21 protein-coding genes are annotated in these 18,382 nt (G+C 63.8%); 12 read left to right on the top strand and 9 right to left on the bottom strand.

Going from position 1 to position 18,382, the window contains the following annotated elements:
- The first annotated feature begins 6 nt into the window (after positions 1 to 6).
- The 4 genes from YUA_RS0113095 (at position 7) to YUA_RS49945 (ending at position 3,933) form a co-directional block, all read left to right on the top strand.
- Positions 7 to 2,301, top strand: a complete 2,295-nt coding sequence (locus YUA_RS0113095; protein WP_027531105.1) for a transglycosylase domain-containing protein — start codon at positions 7 to 9, stop codon at positions 2,299 to 2,301.
- A gap of 9 nt (positions 2,302 to 2,310) precedes the next feature.
- Positions 2,311 to 2,889, top strand: a complete 579-nt coding sequence (locus YUA_RS0113090; RefSeq protein WP_027531104.1) for a DUF1214 domain-containing protein — start codon at positions 2,311 to 2,313, stop codon at positions 2,887 to 2,889.
- Entirely contained in the window at positions 2,886 to 3,470 is a 585-nt protein-coding gene (locus YUA_RS0113085; protein ID WP_027531103.1) for a DUF1254 domain-containing protein, read from the top strand. The genes YUA_RS0113090 and YUA_RS0113085 overlap by 4 nt, the downstream gene beginning before the upstream one ends.
- 247 nt (positions 3,471 to 3,717) lie before the next feature.
- Positions 3,718 to 3,933, top strand: a complete 216-nt coding sequence (locus YUA_RS49945; protein ID WP_156947110.1) for a hypothetical protein — start codon at positions 3,718 to 3,720, stop codon at positions 3,931 to 3,933.
- A 12-nt stretch (positions 3,934 to 3,945) separates the two neighbouring features.
- On the opposite strand, the gene YUA_RS0113070 is transcribed toward YUA_RS49945, so the two are convergent.
- From YUA_RS0113070 to YUA_RS0113055, 4 genes are read right to left on the bottom strand one after another with little or no spacing between them, the layout of a single operon-like run.
- On the bottom strand, positions 3,946 to 5,124 hold the full coding sequence (locus YUA_RS0113070; RefSeq protein WP_035970943.1) for an MFS transporter: 1,179 nt from the start codon (positions 5,122 to 5,124) through the stop codon (positions 3,946 to 3,948).
- 28 nt (positions 5,125 to 5,152) lie between these two features.
- The gene (locus tag YUA_RS0113065) at positions 5,153 to 6,373 is read right to left on the bottom strand and encodes an MFS transporter (protein WP_051383162.1); all 1,221 of its coding nucleotides are present in this window, start codon (positions 6,371 to 6,373) and stop codon (positions 5,153 to 5,155) included.
- The gene (locus tag YUA_RS0113060; RefSeq protein ID WP_027531100.1) at positions 6,370 to 7,737 is read right to left on the bottom strand and encodes an NAD(P)-binding domain-containing protein; all 1,368 of its coding nucleotides are present in this window, start codon (positions 7,735 to 7,737) and stop codon (positions 6,370 to 6,372) included. The genes YUA_RS0113065 and YUA_RS0113060 overlap by 4 nt, the downstream gene beginning before the upstream one ends.
- A 48-nt stretch (positions 7,738 to 7,785) precedes the next feature.
- Entirely contained in the window at positions 7,786 to 8,103 is a 318-nt protein-coding gene (locus tag YUA_RS0113055; RefSeq protein ID WP_027531099.1) for a helix-turn-helix transcriptional regulator, read from the bottom strand.
- Positions 8,104 to 8,239: 136 nt separating this feature from the next.
- Between YUA_RS0113055 and YUA_RS0113050 the strand changes: the two genes are divergently transcribed.
- The 8 genes from YUA_RS0113050 to dapD all read left to right on the top strand — a co-directional run bounded on the left by YUA_RS0113050 (position 8,240) and on the right by dapD (position 12,624).
- Positions 8,240 to 8,602, top strand: a complete 363-nt coding sequence (locus YUA_RS0113050) for a helix-turn-helix transcriptional regulator (RefSeq protein WP_027531098.1) — start codon at positions 8,240 to 8,242, stop codon at positions 8,600 to 8,602.
- A complete protein-coding gene (locus YUA_RS0113045; RefSeq protein ID WP_027531097.1) occupies positions 8,595 to 9,155 on the top strand; it encodes an arsenate reductase ArsC in 561 nt (186 codons plus the stop codon). The genes YUA_RS0113050 and YUA_RS0113045 overlap by 8 nt, the downstream gene beginning before the upstream one ends.
- Positions 9,155 to 9,856: an MIP/aquaporin family protein gene (locus YUA_RS0113040; protein ID WP_027531096.1), complete on the top strand. Its 702-nt coding sequence runs from the start codon at positions 9,155 to 9,157 to the stop codon at positions 9,854 to 9,856. Before YUA_RS0113045 ends, YUA_RS0113040 begins: the two co-directional genes overlap by 1 nt.
- A complete protein-coding gene (arsC, locus tag YUA_RS0113035; protein WP_027531095.1) occupies positions 9,853 to 10,254 on the top strand; it encodes an arsenate reductase (glutaredoxin) in 402 nt (133 codons plus the stop codon). The genes YUA_RS0113040 and arsC overlap by 4 nt, the downstream gene beginning before the upstream one ends.
- Before the next feature lie 335 nt (positions 10,255 to 10,589).
- Positions 10,590 to 10,817: a hypothetical protein gene (locus tag YUA_RS0113030; RefSeq protein ID WP_027531094.1), complete on the top strand. Its 228-nt coding sequence runs from the start codon at positions 10,590 to 10,592 to the stop codon at positions 10,815 to 10,817.
- 112 nt (positions 10,818 to 10,929) lie between these two features.
- Positions 10,930 to 11,136: a hypothetical protein gene (locus YUA_RS51620; RefSeq protein ID WP_027531093.1), complete on the top strand. Its 207-nt coding sequence runs from the start codon at positions 10,930 to 10,932 to the stop codon at positions 11,134 to 11,136.
- A 43-nt stretch (positions 11,137 to 11,179) separates the two neighbouring features.
- Positions 11,180 to 11,320: a hypothetical protein gene (locus YUA_RS50990; RefSeq protein ID WP_198029409.1), complete on the top strand. Its 141-nt coding sequence runs from the start codon at positions 11,180 to 11,182 to the stop codon at positions 11,318 to 11,320.
- 332 nt (positions 11,321 to 11,652) lie between these two features.
- The gene (gene dapD, locus YUA_RS0113015; RefSeq protein ID WP_027531092.1) at positions 11,653 to 12,624 is read left to right on the top strand and encodes a 2,3,4,5-tetrahydropyridine-2,6-dicarboxylate N-succinyltransferase; all 972 of its coding nucleotides are present in this window, start codon (positions 11,653 to 11,655) and stop codon (positions 12,622 to 12,624) included.
- Between the two features lie 99 nt (positions 12,625 to 12,723).
- Here dapD and YUA_RS0113010 read toward each other — a convergent pair whose 3' ends face one another.
- From YUA_RS0113010 to YUA_RS0112990, 5 genes are all read right to left on the bottom strand, one after another.
- Positions 12,724 to 13,488: a hypothetical protein gene (locus YUA_RS0113010; RefSeq protein WP_027531091.1), complete on the bottom strand. Its 765-nt coding sequence runs from the start codon at positions 13,486 to 13,488 to the stop codon at positions 12,724 to 12,726.
- A 2-nt stretch (positions 13,489 to 13,490) separates the two neighbouring features.
- A complete protein-coding gene (locus tag YUA_RS52310) occupies positions 13,491 to 13,613 on the bottom strand; it encodes a hypothetical protein (RefSeq protein ID WP_256375363.1) in 123 nt (40 codons plus the stop codon).
- Between the two features lie 71 nt (positions 13,614 to 13,684).
- On the bottom strand, positions 13,685 to 14,128 hold the full coding sequence (locus YUA_RS0113000) for a hypothetical protein (RefSeq protein ID WP_027531089.1): 444 nt from the start codon (positions 14,126 to 14,128) through the stop codon (positions 13,685 to 13,687).
- Positions 14,129 to 14,154: 26 nt separating this feature from the next.
- Positions 14,155 to 17,574 (bottom strand): CHAT domain-containing protein, encoded by a 3,420-nt coding sequence (locus YUA_RS0112995; RefSeq protein ID WP_027531088.1) that lies wholly within the window; start codon positions 17,572 to 17,574, stop codon positions 14,155 to 14,157.
- A gap of 155 nt (positions 17,575 to 17,729) precedes the next feature.
- Positions 17,730 to 18,356 (bottom strand): LysR family transcriptional regulator, encoded by a 627-nt coding sequence (locus tag YUA_RS0112990; RefSeq protein WP_027531087.1) that lies wholly within the window; start codon positions 18,354 to 18,356, stop codon positions 17,730 to 17,732.
- Positions 18,357 to 18,382: the final 26 nt, after the last annotated feature.

Genomic DNA, 18,382 nt, shown 5'->3' with positions numbered 1-18,382 from the left:
TTCTAGGTGGTCCAGAACACACCATCCAACTGGAAGAGTCGGATCCGGAACTTCTTTCTGGACCTCGACGCGCGCATCGACTCCTCGCTGTTCTCCTCGGCCAAGGGCCTCCGCGAGCTCTACGAGCGCTACTCGACCTTCATGGACCGCTTCTATGTCGGGCGGTGGAAGCGCTGGGTGTTCATCGAGCCGCTGTCGGAGGCCGCAACGCTCGGCCTCGGCGGCATGGTGCTGATGCTGATCCTCGCCATCCCCGCCTTCCGCGAGACCGCGGACGAGGACTGGCTGAAGAAGTCCGACCTCGCGGTGACGTTCCTCGACCGCTACGGCAACCCGATCGGCAGCCGCGGCATCAAGCACAACGACTCGATCCCGCTGGAAGATTTTCCGGACGTGCTGATCAAGGCGACGCTCGCGACCGAAGACCGCCGCTTCTATGAGCATTTCGGCATCGACATCGCCGGCACCGCGCGCGCGCTCGTGACCAACGCCCAGGCCGGCGGCGTGCGCCAGGGCGGCTCCTCGATCACCCAGCAGCTCGCCAAGAACCTGTTCCTGAGCAACGAGCGCACCATCGAGCGCAAGATCAACGAGGCCTTCCTCGCGGTCTGGCTGGAATGGCGCCTGACCAAGAACGAGATCCTGAAACTCTATCTCGACCGCGCCTATATGGGCGGCGGCACGTTCGGCGTCGATGGTGCTGCGCATTTCTACTTCAACAAGTCGGCGCGCGACGTGACGCTGGCGGAAGCCGCGATGCTCGCCGGCCTGTTCAAGGCGCCGACCAAATACGCGCCGCACATCAACCTGCCCGCCGCGCGCGCCCGCGCCAACGTCGTGCTCGACAACCTCGTCGATGCCGGCTTCATGACCGAGGGCCAGGTGTTCGGCGCCCGCCGCAACCCGGCCTTTGCCGTCGACCGCCGCGACGAGGCCTCGCCGAACTATTATCTCGACTACGCCTTCGACGAGATGCGCAAGCTGGTCGACACCTTCCCGAAATCCTACACCGAGCGCGTGTTCGTCGTGCGCCTCGCGATCGACACCAAGGTGCAGAAGGGCGCGGAAGACGCCATCGAGAACCAGCTGCGCCAGTTCGGCCGCGACTATCACGCGACGCAGGCCGCGACCGTGGTGTCCGATCTCGACGGCGGTATCCGCGCCATGGTCGGCGGCCGCGATTACGGCGCAAGCCAGTTCAACCGCGCCACCGACGCCTATCGCCAGCCCGGCTCGTCGTTCAAGCCTTACGTCTACACCACGGCACTCCTGAACGGTTTTACGCCGAACTCGATCGTGGTCGACGGCCCGGTCTGCATCGGCAATTGGTGTCCGCAGAACTATGGCCATTCCTATTCCGGCGCGGTGACGCTGACGCAGGCGATCACGCGCTCGATCAACGTCGTGCCGGTCAAGCTCTCGATCGCGATCGGCCAGAAGGAACAGCCGAAGGCGCCGAACCCGGCCAAGATCGGTCGCGCCAAGATCGTCGAGGTCGCCCGCCGCTTCGGCCTGAAGGCGCCGCTGCCCGACACGCCGTCGCTGCCGATCGGCTCCGACGAAGTCACGGTGCTCGAGCACGCCGTCGCCTATGCGACCTTCCCCAACCGCGGCAAGGCCGTGACGCCGCATGCGGTGCTCGAAGTGCGCACCGGCGCCGGCGATCTGGTCTGGCGCTGGGACCGCGACGGTCCGAAGCCGCGGCAGGCCATTCCCGCGAACATCGCCGCCGACATGGCCGGCATGATGAGCCACGTCGTCAGCGAAGGCACGGCGCGCCGCGCCGCGCTCGACGGCATTCCGACCGCGGGCAAGACCGGCACGACGAACGCTTATCGCGACGCCTGGTTCGTCGGCTACACCGGCAATTTCACCTGCGCGGTCTGGTACGGCAATGACGACTATTCGCCGACCAACCGCATGACCGGCGGCTCGCTGCCGGCGCAGACCTGGCACGACATCATGGTCGTGGCGCATCAGGGCGTCGAGGTCCGGGAAATTCCCGGCATCGGCATGGGCCAGAAACTGCCGCCGGAACGTATCGCCAACGCGCAGGCCAATGCGGCGCCAAAAGTGCTGGAGACCAAGCCCGGTCCGCCGCCGGTGCTGACCAAGCGCGGCGCCGACGTCCTGGTACGCGTCGAGAAGCTGCTCGACGACGCCGCCCGGACCGCGAACAAATCGGCAGCCGACGACAGCGCGACGCCGGCCAAGCCCGCATCGTCAACGAGCGCGCTCGCCTTCCCGCAGAACTATGCGGCGGAGGAGAACGCGAACTCATCCACCCCGCGCAAGAACTGATCTGATCCCGTGCGGCTGATCCTGATCACATTGACGGCCCTCCTGCTCGCGACCGTGGTCGGCGTCGGCGCGACCTGGATGACGACGACGCGCGGCACCGAGATCGGCGCGCTGACCATCGGCCCCTGGACCGCGCGGCCGCGCACCGGCACCGCCGACGTCGATCCCTATTCGCGCGCCACCATCGCCCGCAACGGCGAGCTGCCGATCGGCACCGGCGACGGCGTCGCCTTCACCGCGACCGCCGACGGCAAGAAGAAGGCGCTCGACGGCCGCTGCGACGTCGTGGTCTCCGGCGTGACGCCGCCGGCGCGGTTCTGGACGCTGACGCTGTACGACCGCAAGGGCCACCTCGTCGCCAACTCGCTGCAGCGCTACGGCTTCACCAGCCAGGAGATCATCCGCCAGTCCGACGGCTCGTTCGAAATCCACATCGCCGCGCGCTCGCGCGCCGGCAACTGGCTGCCGACCGGCGGTATCGAGCGCTACGCGCTGATGTTCCGCCTCTACGACACGCCGGTTGGGGTTGCGACGCGCACCCAGCGCGACGCGCCGATGCCGACGATCGCGACGGTGGGCTGCTCATGATCCGCCTCGCGTTCACCATCATTGCCGGCGTGGTGCTGGGCCTCGTGGTCCATCTCGTCAGCGTGCTGGCCTTGCCGCGGATCGCAACGCAAGACGCCTATTCACGGCTGACGCCGATGACCAAGCTCAACGGCGTGACGCAGCTTCCGCTTGCTGATCCCAACACCTCGCCGATGCCGTTCATGGATCCGGCCTTTGCGCTCGCGATCTGCCGCTACGATCTTTCGGGCGGACCGCTCAAGCTCACCGTGCCGGTGAGCCAGGCCTACACGTCGGTGTCGTTCTACACCCGCAACGAGATCGCCTATTACGCCATCAACGACCGCTCGGCCGGCAAGAAGGTGATCGAGCTCGACCTCATGACGGAAGCGCAGCACGACGCCCTGCCCGAGGACGAAGAGGTCACCGCGGCCGACCGCCTGATCATCGATTCCCCTGCTACCACCGGCCTGATCGTGATGAAGGCGCTCGCCGCCGAGCCCGGCCTGATGCCACAGGCGCAGGCAACGCTTGCCGCCGCAACCTGCGCGCCGCAGACCGAAGCACCCGCCAAGGCCGAGGCGCCGCGCGGCCGGCGCTGACGCGCAGGCGTTTCGACGCCCTCAAAGCCAAAGCGCGAAAAACAACCCCAAGCACAGTAGCGGGGGCATTGAAATCATAGGGCTTAATTCAAGCACCCCAATCAGCAGCCGAGCGATCAGCAACGCGACCGTTCTGATCGCGTTTGACACGTCGGGCAAAACACTGGCAAAGTGGCATCATCGAAAAATCGTCACACCCGCGCGGAGTAATCCGCCGCGGGTTTTTTCATGCCTGAGGAGGAATGCCATGATCAAGGAACCGTCGTCGCCCGCCGCGGTCATCAAGGCCGCTTTGCCTGCTAACTCGGGATTGGATTTGGAGAGCTGGCCCAGCTGGATTCGCAAAGCGCCTGCAATCCAGCCTGCGATCGAACCACCCGAAGATCCGGAGATCGCGACAGCGCCAGCGCGCCTCGATCCCGCGAGCGTACGTGTTCTAAGTCGCGTACTGTCGCATTCGTGAGATGCTTCGCGCTCACGATAATTGGCGCTTCGAATGAGCCATCCGCGCCCAAAGCAGAGCGAGCGGACCCAGCGCGATGCCGACCGCGAGCACGATGAACATCAGCAACCAGCCGGTCGCGCTCTGCGGGCCACCGGCCGCGTCGAGCGCAGCACCTGTCCCCCAGGCCCCAAGCGCCGACAAGCCGAAGCCGATCGTTGAATGCAAGGCCAGAGTCGCGCCGCGATGCTCCGACACGGCCGCGGCTGACATGCCTGCGGTCAACGCGCCTGAATCCGCGGGCACAGTCAGGCCATAGATGATCAACAGCAGCGCGAGCACCCCCGCCGGGGCCGTCGCGTTGAGACCGATGATCAGCGCAACGCAGGCTGACGCGATCATCACGATCGTGATCGCGCGATGGCGACCGAACCTGAGCGCCGCTTCGTTGCCGAGGACACTTGCGGGCATCGATATCACGGCAAAGCAAAAGCTCATCACGACAGGGCTCAACCATGAGGGCGCGCCCTGATGAGCGATGACGAAGGTCCAGAAGCCGACCAGCCAGGTGCGGATACCGTAGAGTTCGAAGCAATGCGCGCCGTAGCCGAAGATATAACCGAGCGCCGCGCGATTAGCGAAGACGGGCGCGAAATTGAGGAGGCGCCCCGCCTTCGGCGCGGGCCGCTGCCCCTCCATGAGAAGGCACGCGACGACCATTGCGACGGGACCGAAGCCGGTCACAACGAAAGCGGTCCGCCACCCCCAACGATCAGCGATGATCTGCGCCACCAAGAACGAGAGGCCGACACCGACCGAAAAGCTCGACGTGTACAACGTGACCGCTCGCGAGCTATCGCCGGCGGGCAGCCGGTCGGTCAGTGCCTTCAATCCTGGCATATAGGCGCCGGCAAATCCAAGCCCGGCAAGGGACCAGATTGCCGTACCCGACCAGAAACCCTGCGCGAAGATGCCGAATGCTGCGGCCGCAAGCCCGCTGACGATCGAGCCCCAGAGCAGCACGAGCCGCGCATCGATGCGGTCGGTCAACGTCGTCAACAACGGCACCGCCAGCATGTATCCGAACGCATAACCGCTCGCCATCAAGCCGCCTTCGGCGGCGGAGAGCCCCCATGCCGGCATCAGGTGCTGCGCCAGGTTTGCAGACAAAGTCACATGCGGCAGCAGATTGCCGACCTGGCCGATGCACATCACCGCAATCAGAGAGCGACCGCTCAAGCTACGAATTTTGTCCTCCCACCTGGAGCGACGTTGATGGTGACGGGTCCACACGAAGGAACAGAAGCGCGAAGAAGGCGGAGACCGAGGCGAACGCGCTGATCCACAGCGCACCGCGCCCGATATGCTCCACCATCAGGCCCAGCACCAGCGGCGCGGCCGCTCCCGTTAGCCGAGACGGCAGCGAAATCATGCCGACGCGTTTCCCGAACCCCACCGGTCCAAACAACGTCAATGGCAGCGTGCCACGCGCGATCGTTATAATCCCGTTGCCGGCTCCATAGAGAACGGCGAAAACCGGCGCAAAGAATGAGCCTCCTGCGATCAATGCGACAACACCGATCGGATTCATGAGCGTCGCGAGCCTCGCCGACAAAAGCGGATGGAAACGGCCGAGCAAGCCCGCTTCGAGCAGACGCGCGCCGACCTGAGCAGGCCCAACCAACGTTCCGGCGAGCAAGGCTTGAGCTGGTGTAGCCCCAAACGCAACCAGCATCGAAGGCAGAATGGCCGAAACGCCTGAACTGACGAAGCTTGCTGCCGCGAACATGTAGGCCAGCAAACCCATCGCAAACGTTTCGCTCTGGCGTTCGGGATACAGGCCCGGTTCGGATGCCGGTTGGGAAACTCGATCGAGCGGCATAGCAGGCGGCAACGCAAGATTGAGCGGCAAAGCGAGGCAAATGTGGATGATCGCCCAAATTTGGCAGGCCGCGCGCCAGCCGTACTCTGCATCCAGCCAGGTCGTGAGTGGCCAGCCAACGGTGCTCGCGAACCCGGCGATCAGGGTGATGCCGGTGATCGCCTTTCGAGCGCCCGTTCCGTAAATGCGCGTGAGCGTGGCGAATGCCGCCTCATAGAGGCCCATCCCCATGCCGATCCCGAGCATCAGCCACGCGGCGATCAGCACTGCAACGCCATGAGCAACCGACAGCAAGAGCAACCCTGCAGCAAAGACGGCGTTGGAACTTGCGAGCAGTCTACGCCCGCCAAATCTGTCGATCGCGTGACCGACACGTGGGCCGAGCAGTCCGGAGAGGATGAGCGCACCCGATAGTGCCGCGAACACGTAAGTCGGCGCGAGACCGAGATCCCGCGCGATTGGAGCGGCGAGGACGGCCGGAAGGTAGTAGCTCGACGCCCATGCAACGGTTTGCGTGGTGCCGAGGCCAATGACGACAGCAAGTGAGCCGGCAGCCTGGCCCGGAACAATTTGTTTCATGAACAACCGCAACCCGCAGCGCCAGCCTTCCTGGCTGTTTCGTCTGCGGCACAGCACGCCGACGCCTCTTCCTTCGCCGGGCCGCCGCAACATCCTGATGCAGCCTCGGCCGACTCGACACCACCACGCGTGCAGACGCCGGTTTCCGGCAGCACAAGCTCGACTCTCGCCGCGGCCTCCTTGTCGCCAGCGAGTTCCGCGGCAATCGATCGGACCTGCTCATAGCCCGTCATCATGAGGAAGGTCGGCGCGCGGCCATACGATTTCATACCGGCAAGGTAGAAGCCCGGCTCATCATGCGCGAGCTCGTGCGCACCGTGCGGGCGCACGGTGCCGCAGCTATGTTCGTTGGGATCGATGAGCGGCGCCAGCGCGACCGGCGCCTCGATGGCCGGATCGAGCCGCAGACGCAGCTCGGACAGAAACGAGAAGTCGGGACGGAAGCCCGTCGAGACGATCAGTTCGTCCACGATCACGCTTCGCGCACCGCAGCAGGAGCCGGCCGCGACCTCTAGGCGATCTTCGGAGCCCGAAAGATGGGTGACGCCGAATTCGGTCTCGACCGTGATCTTTCCGGAGGTCACGAGCGCGGCAAAGACGGCGCCAAGCTCGCCGCGCGCGGCAAGCTTGTCATTGCGGCCGCTGCCGAAAGCTTTTGCCGGATCGGCGCCACGCAACAGCCAGACGGCCTGGGTCCCCGGCACCTCGTCGGCAAGACGCGCGAGATCGATCAACGTGCCGACCGCAGAATGGCCGGCGCCCAGAACCGCAACAGTCTTGCCGGCATATCTGGAACGACCGGCCCCCCTCACGTCGGGCATGCCGTAGGCAACGCGGCCAGCGCGCTCAGCCTCGCCGATCGCCGGCAGACCGTTGCTGCCGGCCGGATTGGGGGAGAACCATGTGCCTGACGTATCGATCACGGCATCAGCGCGCAGGACCTCCGGTCCCTTGCCATTCCGGTAGCGGATTTCGAAAGGCGCTTGCTCACGTCCCCTCGTCTTCGCCTTGTCGAAGCCGACACGACTGATGGCCGAGACGCGGCTGGACGTGCGGATCACCTCGCGCAACGGCGTTCTCGTCGCGAGCGGCGTGAGATATCGATCGAGCAGTTCGCCACCGGTCGGATAGGATTGAGGGTCTGGTGAATTCCATCCCGTCGGCCCCAGCAGGCGCGCGGCGGCCTTATCGACATTGTATTCCCAGGGCGAGAAAAGCTGGACTTGCTGCCACTGGCGAATCGCATGCCCCGCTTCCGGCCCGGCTTCCAGCACGACCGGCGACATCCCGCGTTCGAGCACATGCGCAGCAGCAGCCAAGCCGACGGGCCCCGCCCCGATGATGGCAACAGTTCTATCGCCCATTGCTTTTTCCGATCATTCTAGAACCATCGAATAAGGTGGCCAAAAAAATCATGCCGCCGTCCGCGCATCCTTGCATTCGGTTTCGTCCGCACAGCACTCGGACACCAGAAAGTCCACTAGGCCGCGCATCGCATCGTAGTTTGCGTGGCAAACCAGGGTCGTGGATTCGCGGACCTGACTAATGAGGCCGACCGCGACCAGAGACTTGATGTGATGCGATAGCGTCGATGCAGGAATCTTCAGCTTGTCCTGTAAGCGACCGACCGGCAGGCCCGGTTGTCCAGCCCGAACCAGCGCCCGATAGATCTGAAGCCGGGTTCGGTTGCCCAAGGCTTCCAAACGGGTTGCTGCGTCGTCGATCTTCATGACTCGTACGATGTCCCCGTTCCGCCCGCTCTGTCAACCATATTTCTAGAATATTCGAAGCAACGCACGTTGAGCCACGACACGACTTATCGATCCTGGATTGACGCGCCCGAAATACTTCTATAAATCTGGATATATGGAAACCGAGATAGCCGTTCTCGCGCTCGCCGCCCTCTCCCAATCGACTCGTCTAGAGGCGTTCCGGATGCTGGTCAGGCACGAGCCCGACGGTCTTGCGGCTGGCGACCTCGCACGCCTGTTGGAAGTTCCGCCGAATACGCTTTCGGCCCATCTGTCAATTTTGACGCGCGCGCGCCTTGTCACCTCCGAGCGGCACAGCCGTTCGATTGTCTATCGCGCCAACCTCGCCGAATTCCGGGACGTTGCGGTCTTCCTGCTTCGGGATTGCTGTGGCGGGCGACCGGAAGTTTGCGAGCCGGTCGTCGAAAGCCTCAAAGCTTGCTGTTCGCCAAAACGAAAGGAGCGAAGCCGTGCCTGATCGGATGTACAATGTCCTGTTTCTCTGCACCGGCAATTCGGCGCGCTCGATCCTCGCCGAATCGATCCTTCGCAAGGACGGCGCAGGGCGATTTCGTGCTTTCTCCGCAGGCAGCACGCCAAAGGGCGCCGTCCACCCGTTGGCCTTGCGTGTTCTCCAGCACATGAATTACCCGACCGATGGAATGCGCTCCAAGAGCTGGACGGAGTTCGCAAAGCCTGATGCACCTGTGATGGATTTCATCTTCACCGTCTGCGACAACGCAGCCGGCGAGGCATGCCCAATCTGGCCTGGTCAACCGACCACGGCTCATTGGGGTATTGACGATCCCGCTGAAGCGCAAGGTACGGAGCTTGAAAGGGAGGCCGCGTTCACCACGGCGTTTCGCTACCTCAAGAACCGGATCGGGGCCTTCGCCAGCCTGCCGCTGGACAGTATCGACGCTTTCAAGCGTCCGCCGCTGGACAATATGGACAAGCACATTCTTGCCGCCAAGCTGCGGGAAATCGGCAGCCTTCCGGGCACGACCGATCCGAAGCCGAAGGCAAGCTGATGGACGCGTTCGATCTCCCGCGCCGCGTCGTGGCGGAAGCTCTCGGTACGGCCGTTCTCGTCGCGACCGTTGTCGGCTCCGGTATCATGGCCGAGACGCTGACCAAGGACGTCGCTCTGGCGCTCCTCTGCAACACCTTGCCGACCGGGGCCATCCTGGTCGTCCTGATCACCGTGCTCGGTCCAATTTCCGGCGCGCATTTCAATCCCGCGGTCACGCTGGTCTTCACCGGAAAGCGCGAGTTGCCGGTGAACGAGGCCGCACTCTACGTAATTGCGCAGATCGCCGGCGGCATCGCAGGCACGATAGCGGCGCATCTGATGTTCGGATTGCCCCTGATCGATCTCTCGACGAAGGTTCGAACAGGCGGGCCACAGTGGTTCGCCGAAGCCGTCGCCGCCTTCGGGCTGATAGCGACGATCCTGGCCGGCATCCGCTTTCAGCGGACGGCGGTCCCGTGGCTGGTCGGCCTTTACATCACGGCGGCCTATTGGTTCACGGCCTCCACCTCGTTCGCCAATCCGGCAGTGGCCATCGCGCGGTCTCTGACAAACACGTTCTCCGGCATTCGTCCCACCGACCTGCCCGGATTCATCCTCGCGGAACTCTGCGGAGCGTTCGCCGGCATGCTGTTGATGAACTGGCTGCTCGGGCACGCGCGCGCGCCGGCCCCTCTCCCGATTGCGGAAACCATCCAATGAGCGTCACCATCTATCACAACCCCGACTGCGGCACCTCGCGCAACACGCTGGCGATGATCCGGCAGAGCGGTGTCGAGCCCACCGTTGTTGAATACCTCAAGACGCCGCCGTCGCGCGAATTGCTCGGGCAACTGATCGCAGCTATGGGAATATCGGTCCGCGCGCTGCTGCGCGAGAAGGGAACGCCTTACCAGGAACTCGGGCTAAACGACGCCAAATGGACCGACGATGAGTTGCTCGACTTCATGATGGCGCATCCCATTCTGATCAATCGTCCGATCGTCGTGACCCCAAAGGGCACGCGATTGTGCCGCCCCTCCGAGGCCGTCATCGATCTCCTGAACGATCCTGTCGGACGGTTCGTGAAGGAGGATGGCGAGGTCATCGAAGTGCGGTAAGCGGCCGCCGGTCCTAGCGTTCCTCGGCCGTCACCAATTCGTGCACGCATTCCGAAGGCTTCAGCCACTTCGTCACCTCCATAGCTGCTCCGGTTGCTTCCGGCTGGAGCGTTCGCCGGGTGGGGCTTGCACCCACTGGAAAGCGCCGCCTTATCACGGCGCACACCCATGGAGGACATCGCGTCGGTCCCGATCGATGACCGACCCATTGCCGCCAGGCGGTCCTGTTCCTAACCGTTCCTTTTTGTTCTTATTGCACTGCAGGGTGTCCTTTAATTAGGTGTGTCCTAATTTGATTTTCGGGCGCCATAATGGGTCCGGAGCTAAAACCCAAAATGGCCATCTACCGCCTGTTACAGAACTCTCCATTGGGCCCGGAGGAAATAGCGATATTGACGGACGCCTACGAGCGCACTTTGCACGCGCTTTGCCTGGTTGACCGCAACGACCCAATCACAGACCTGATCGCAAAAAAAATCATAGAACTGGAACAGGGGGGCGTTCGCGAGGCAAAGCAGTTGTCGGCTTTGGCCATAAAAGAGCTCGGCGTAAGCCCGCCATAGTTGGCCGCGGCGGCTTATTTGAATCCAACTATGGAACCGGCGGCAGTGTATCTGCATATTCAGATCGGCAGTCCCGTTGACGGATTTGGAACCCGTATTCGGAGGTTGAGCGATGAGTGAGCGGCGTCGGTTCAAACAGACAAAGACCCTGGAAGTCCGTCTTGCCGAAGAAGCGAGTCGCCTACGTGATAAAGCCGCATTGGTTCCACCTGGGGCCGCTCGCGAGGAGCTGTTACGAAAGGCCCGACAGGCCGAGACCGGCTCGCACATGAGCGAATGGCTGCGGTCGCCCGGCTTGCAGCCGCCGAAGCAGTTTTGATTTACCTCAATGGTCGCCGTGGCACTGGATCGAACATCGGTCCGTGAGCAAGCTCGACAAGCCATCTCCGGGTCAGGAACCACCTCCCGAGCCGTCGCGCCTTGAGGAGGCACGGCGGGTCGTTGACGAGTACATTGAAAGTCTGCGCGAGATCATCAAGAAGCTGCAACGCAAGATGAATTGAGGCCGGCTCAGTTGTGCCCGGCAAGATGGCCGGTCACCGCAAGCCAGTGCTTGATCGCTAGTGGGTGGGATCTGCAAGTCGATACTGCGTGTCGTGGGTGTGGACAACGGAGGTTGCAGGTCGCGTTTGATCACGGGAGTCCGGCCAAACGCAACGCTTTTGGCTCGGCCCCGGTTCGGCGCTTACGGGCAGAAGCGGGCATCAACCAGCCGACAATCCCTGATGAATCCGTCGAAAATGACCAAGCGGACGTGTTCGAGAGTCCAGAAGTTGCCATTTCCACCAGAACTCGCGTATGCACTACGTGCAGGATTGCAGCGTGAGAAATTCAAATGGCGATGGAGCTGAGGGGCGCGAGAGGCGAGGGATTTGCGACGATTGCCGCTGATGGTCGCGTGCTGGATTCCTGGTTTCTTCGGCTACGCCTGGTTGTGGAGGCCGACAAGGCGGCAACGGTACGGCTGACGAGCGACGAGATCGACAGATCGCTGGGTGCGTCGGCAGACGGATATGCGCGACACGACGACATCCGCAATGTCGACATCGTTGCCATTCGTACAGAGATTGACTCCCTTGCATCTGCGCCGACTGATGTGCACGACGCATATCTTCGACTCCATCTCCTGAGCCACCGGCTCGTCCAGCCCAATTGCCTGAACCTTGAAGGAATTTTCAGTCTGTTACCCAACGTTGCATGGACGACACCCGGTCCCTGTGAATGCTCTCGTGTGCCGGAAGCGCGAATCCTGGCGCGAAGGCGTGCCGTCGCGTTTGAGGTGACAGGCGTGGACAAGTTTCCGCGCATGACTGATTATGTGACGCCTGCGGACGTGAGAATTGCAGATGCGGATCGCGTAAGGCTCGGAGCCTATTTGGCTCCGGGCACAACCGTCATGCATGAAGGCTTTTGCAATTTTAATGCGGGTACGCTCGGTCCCTGCATGGTCGAAGGCCGGATCAGCGCCGGTGTGGTTGTGGGAAGCGGCAGCGACGTTGGTGGCGGCGCGTCGATCATGGGCACTCTGTCCGGAGGAGGGAAAGAGAGGATTGCGGTTGGTGAGCGCTGCCTGATCGGAGCCAACGCCGGTATCGGCATTTCATTGGGTGACGATTGTATCGTCGAAGCGGGCTGTTATGTCACGGCAGGCGCGCGCATCCTTTTGGAAGATGGCCGAGTCTTGAAGGCCAGAGAACTCTCGGGTCAGAAGGGCCTTCTTTTTCGTCGTAATTCCCAGAGCGGCGCTCTTGAGGCAACCAGACGTACAGCAAATTGGGACGGCCTCAACTCGCAACTTCACGGCTAGGCAGTTCACTCGAAAGGCTTGCAGTCGCCGAAGTAAATGACACCCGGGCCCGATCAAACGGCTTGAGGCCGTCTCAGGCTCAGGCGATCCGTGTCCGAGCTACCCGAGCAGCCCCTTCAAGCCGGCGTAGATCGAGCCGACGGCCGTCACGGCGACGCCGGCCAATGGTCCGACCGTCTGCATGAGATCCTGGATCAACCGCGCCCGACGGCGCAGCTGTTCCTCACCGACATGCTGACCGAGCAGGCGCGCCATCCTGAAGGCGAACGCATTCGGCTTGCCGCCCTGGCTCAGCACACGCGGCAGGACCTGGAAGGCCACGACGCCCAGGATGTTCCCGGACACGAAGGCGAGCAGGATGCTGGCGCCGTATTCGAACACTTCGCGCCACTCGATCCATACCGTGGGAAGGATCGGAACATCATCGTGGAATCCGGTCACCGTCAGCATCGCCAAGATGCTGACGCTGGCGAGCAGGAACGCCAGCACGAACGCTCCTATGGCCGAGACCCGATGCAGGGGATAGGCCACGAACCCGAACAGCAGCGGTACGACGATCGACGCGATCCGGAGCGGGACTGGCGAGAGGTTGAAGGTGATGGTGACCAGAATATGTGTGATGGTCAGCAGAACGGACGGAATGACGACATAGAGAACGGCATGCGTCCCGAAATAGCGTAGCGGATTCCTGTACCGCTCGAGCCGGACGTTGACACGGTCGAGATCGCGCCTGAGCCTGTCCAGGTCGCCAACGATGTCATCGATCTCGAGAAGCGTCGGCCGCACGACGCGCAAATCGCGCGAGCAGTGCTTGCACGCAATGGCTTCGTCCTTGATCGTCTCGGCACAGAACGGACACTCCATCGTCAGCGCGACTTTCTGCGCCGCATGATGGCTTCGACCTCGTCTCTGGCCCGCGTCAGCTCATCGCGCAGCTGGTCCCGCTTGCGCAGGAGATCATCGCGCTCCGCAATCAGCGTCGCGGGCACGGCGATGTCTCGCGCACAGGATGCGCAAACCAGCGCGCGATCCGCATTCTCGGCCTGACAGTAGGGACACATCACTTGGGCGCGACCTTGAGGGTAAAAATAGCCGTGCCCGGCCGCCCATCACTGTCCTTGATATCGACCCGCACGGTGTATTCGCCCGGCGGCAATTCCGCATCCTGCATGTTGATCCCGTCAGCCCGCACGAACGGCTTGATCCGGGGCGTCAGATCGACGTTCGGCGTGCGGAGGAAGATCACCTTGACCGATTCCGGATCGATCTTGGCGCCCCCGAACGACTCGAACTTCAGTTGGAGCTTCAGGGGAGAGGCGACGGACTCGCCTGGCGAGACGAACTCCACCTTCGGCCCGCGCAGGATACCGCGACGGTCAGCCGCGACCGCGCCCCTCGGCGGCGGCAGCTTGGCCTCCTCTTCGGTGATCAACTGTGTTGCGCGCGACGTTCCCGAAAACAGGAGACCTGCCGCCACGAGCCCTAGCAAGATATTCCGCGTCATCGTCCGCTCAACCCTTCCCACGTCAATCATCGTACCCCGCCGTCGCCGATGATCGTGTACGGCGCCCAGAACAGCGGATGCGCATAGGCGAACTCGGTCTTGCCCTCGCCGTCGAGATAGCCGGGACCATCGACCAGGGCCATCATGGCCTGGCGCAGCGCTTCGCTGCGCGACAATTTTGGATCGTCCGCCTGCCGCTTGAACAGATCGGTCACCAGCTGCCGCGCCGATTGCGAATGCACCGACCAGTTCGTCACCAGCAAGGCGCGCGTTCCGGCGTAGAAGAACGCGCGGCCAAGGCCCGATGCCGCCTCGGCGCCAGCACCGGCGCCCGCACCGGTGTTACAGGCCGACAGAATGACCCAATCGGCATCGAGCTTCAGGCTGAGAATCTCCTCCATGGTCAGGAGACCGTCACCGCCCTCGCCCGTCACCGCCGGCGACGACAGGGCGAGCGCGGGCTGGGTCAGTCCGTTGAGCTCGCCCGGGACCAGACCGTGGGTGGCGAAAGCAAGGATGCGAAAACCGGACAGATTCATCGTCTTGACCGCGCTCTCGGTCGCGCTCTTGCCGAGGAACAGGACCTTCGAGGGGTCCGCCTGCAGGGCCAGCGCGATCGATTTGAGCTCATCGGCCGTGTCGGGAAGCCGCGGCAACAGGCCGAGCTCGGCGCTGTCGACGCCTTCGAGCTTCGGGCTGTTGCGGCGCTTCAGCGGCATGCCGCGGGTCACGTTGCCGCCGACGTCGGCCACCTGAACCTTACCGTCGCTCGCTTCGGCCTCTGCTTGCTGATCCTTGTTGAAATAGGGGTCGCCGAACGCCACGAGGTCGCCGCGGCCCGGCTTGCCCGGCGGCAGCTGCCGCAGCGTGCGCAACGCGGCCGCGGACGGCACCGTCGACACGGCATGGGTCCTGGCCAGCCACGGCACCTTGCGATAGCCGACGAACAGCGGATCCTCATCCGCCGCCACCTCCGCCGGAGCGGTCGGCAGCAGGGACAGCGGCAACAAGCCCAGCGCGCCGTTGGTCACCACGATCAGGTTCTTGGCCGGCTTCCATCCACTCTCGACCGGCTTCAGCAACAGCTCGTAGAGCTCGTAGCCGAGCTTCAGATCGAACGGCGGAATGTCCGAGATCATCGCCGCCTGCGGCTCGAGCGCCTCGCGCAGCTTGTGAATCCTGGTCTCGATATCGCCGATCTTGGCCTTGACGGCGGCGAACGCGACCGGCCCCGACTTCGGCACGGCCCAGACGAAGCTGCCGTACTGACCGAAATAGAACGACAGCATGGCTTCGTTGTCGGCAAGCGTCGCACGGATCTCGGCAACGCTCGGCGGCTTCGGCGAGACGAGATCGGCATACGTCGGGAACTTCTGCTTGATCTCCTGGCGCGCCTTGTCTCGTTCGTTGCGCAAGGCAGCGATCGAGGCCTGGATCTGCTGCGCACCCTTCTCGTCGCGCTCCGCCGAGGGAATGGCGAGAACGTTGGTGAGCGTGCCGAGCTGGGCGTTGACCTGCTTGGTGAGATCCTGCTCCTTGCGCACGAGCTCGGCCAACGCGGGATCCTTCGCCGCCGCACGCGCACTGGAGGCCGCCAGCGCCTGCTGCACGGAGCGCCCGCGGATCGCATCGGCCAAGCTGAACGTCTCCTCGCCGACGCCGCTACCGGTGCCTTCGGACCGCGCGAGCAGCAGGAGGTAGCTCTCGACGATGGTCTGGAGCCGCTGGCTGCGCGCGGCCACGACGGTCGTGTTCTCGTCGTCGGCGTTCTCATTTGCATTCGCCATCATGATCGGAATGGCGGCCTTGAACTCCCGGATCGCGTCGGCGTCGCGCTTCGCGCGCATCAATCCGATCGCCAGGGTGCCGCGCGCCGACGCCGCATCGAAATGGTTCTCGCCAACCCGCCCGATCTGCTTCTTGACCAGCTGCTCGGCGGCGGCGATGCCGGTGTCAAGCTGGCCGGAATTGTAGAGCGCGATGATGCGGGCTGGATTGAGCTCGATGACCTGACGGCGCTGCGGATCCCAATTGGCGACCGCCTTGTCGATCCGCGCAAACATGTCGTTGGCTTCGGCATTCTTGCGCTGCAGATTCAGGATACCGGCGAGCTGCGAGAGCAGCTGCACGGTCGACTGCGAGTCGTCCGGCACGCCCACCGCCTTGTTGATGTCGAGCGAGACGCGGCCGAGCTGCTCGGCTTCGCCGTAACGGCCCTGGTCGACCAGGATTCCGGCCAATCCCATCACGAAGCGCGGCGTCACCGGATTGTACTTGCCGGTGTCCTTCAGGCGCGACAACAGTGCCCGGCGCGCATCGACCTCGGCTTCGGCGAGCCTGCCCTGTCGCGCTTTCATGCGCGCCTGATTCAAGATGGTGGTGTCGACCGCCTGAAGCAGAACGGTCTCGGCGGGCGGATTGTCCGACTCCAGAACCCCCTTGTTGCCGGCGCGCTTGCGCGCTTCGGCCGTGCGATAGGCGGCCTCGGCTTCAGCGAACTGGCCCCTGGCCTCGAAAATCTGGCCGCGCGAAATCTCGATCTCGGCCTCCCAGCTCTGACCGAACCGGGCATAGGAGGTGCGCCACCCCGGAAGTCCGCTGGTGCGCGCTTCCTGGATCGCGGTCAGGCTGCGACGCAGATAGGCCTCGGCCTGCGGGATATCGCCCATCTGGATGAGAAGCGCCGCCACCGAACGATTGGCATTGAATTGATATCCCTTGGCGCCGGGCGTGCCGACAGATTCCCGCAACAGCCTTTGCATGATCTCGAGTGCGCGCTTGGGATCGCCGGCAACGGAATATTGCATCGCCTGAAGTTGCGCCAGCCGGCCCATCATGTTGGGGCTGACGGCCCCGCGTCCGGTCTCAACAGCCTTGTTGGCATCCGCGGTGGCGTCCGCGAGCCGGCCGAGCTGGGCGCGCGCGTTGGCGCGATCGAAGTAGAACTGCGCGAGATCTTCGCGGGACTCCTTGCCCGTTGGCACCGCATCGGCATCCGACTTCAGTTCTGCGATCATCTTCTCATCGGGCTTCTCGCCGTCGAGAATCGCCGTGATGTCGGAAATGTTGCGAGGCGGCGCGACGAAGTCCTTTGGCAGGGCGGTGCCGGGACTGAGCTTGGGCGCCGCTTCCTTCGGAAGCTCGACCGCGACATTGGCGCGGCCGTTGGCGGCGTTGAGCGCCGCCATCACGCAGGCCTTGACCTTGGGAGAGGCCGTGGCGCGGCACGCTTCCAGATTGGCGCCGCCCTTTTGTCCGCCGCCCGCATGCATGCAGGCCTGCACGATCGGCTTGCCGACGGTCATCCGGCAGTTCTCGATCGCCGCCTCCTTGGTCAGCGCGGCGGCCGAGCCGGTCGATCCCAGCAGAACGGCGAGGACCAGCAGTTTTCGCGGCAGGGTGACGTCCAGACGGCTCTTAAACGGACTCGCGGCGTCTAAGCTCATCTCGAAGGACCTTTGGGTAAAATGACTTGAAGAAATGGGATAATCCTACCCTTAGCACCAATCGTGCGGTGTCGGAATATGCTCAAGAGGGTTAGCGGCTGCGGCAGGCACCGGTTTTTCGGGCGCGGGTGCCGGAACGGGCCCCACAGCTCGCCTCAACTTCCGACGCCACCGACCAGTCGCGGACGGCGGTTCGCGCGCGGGGTCTCGCCCGCCACGGCCCGCAACCACGCGCGAAAGCTGACGATCTCAGGACAATCCGCGGTGCCCTCGGGCGCGATCAGCCAGTCGCCCAGACCGGATGCCTCACCAACCCGGTCGCAGCGATAGCCGGGATGATGGCCGAGGCCCCGGGCGATCAGCAGGTCGACCTTGCCTTCGACCAATTCGTGCAAGCCGGCGGGCTGCAGCACGCGCAAACCGATTTCCGCATGTGTGCTGCGAAACGCCGACAGATCGAGGCGACGTAAATCGAAGCTGGCATGCACGCCCAATTGCAGCAGCACCGCACCTGCCGGCTTCAATTGCGAGGTCGCATCCGCAATGTGGCGAAAGCCTTCGGACACCCCGGGCAGATAGGCTTGGCCTGCCGCGGTCAGGATGAGCTGCTTGTGCAGCCGCTCGAACAGCTGCACGCCGAGGCGCGCCTCCAGCGCTTTCACCTGCTGCCCTACCGCCGCGGGCGTCACGTGCAACTCGTGCGCGGCCAGCTTGAAGCTGAGATGCCGCGCGGCGGCCTCGAAAGCGCGGAGCGCGTTGAGTGGCGGAAGGGCGTGGGTCATCGCGCTTCAGTTTGACACTGATGGGC

The sequence above is a fragment of the Bradyrhizobium sp. WSM3983 genome, from assembly GCF_000473045.1.
In the GTDB taxonomy this organism is placed as follows: Bacteria; Pseudomonadota; Alphaproteobacteria; order Rhizobiales; family Xanthobacteraceae; genus Bradyrhizobium.
The sequence above is the reverse complement of the archived record's forward strand: the minus strand, read 5'-3'. Positions and strand labels throughout refer to the sequence as shown.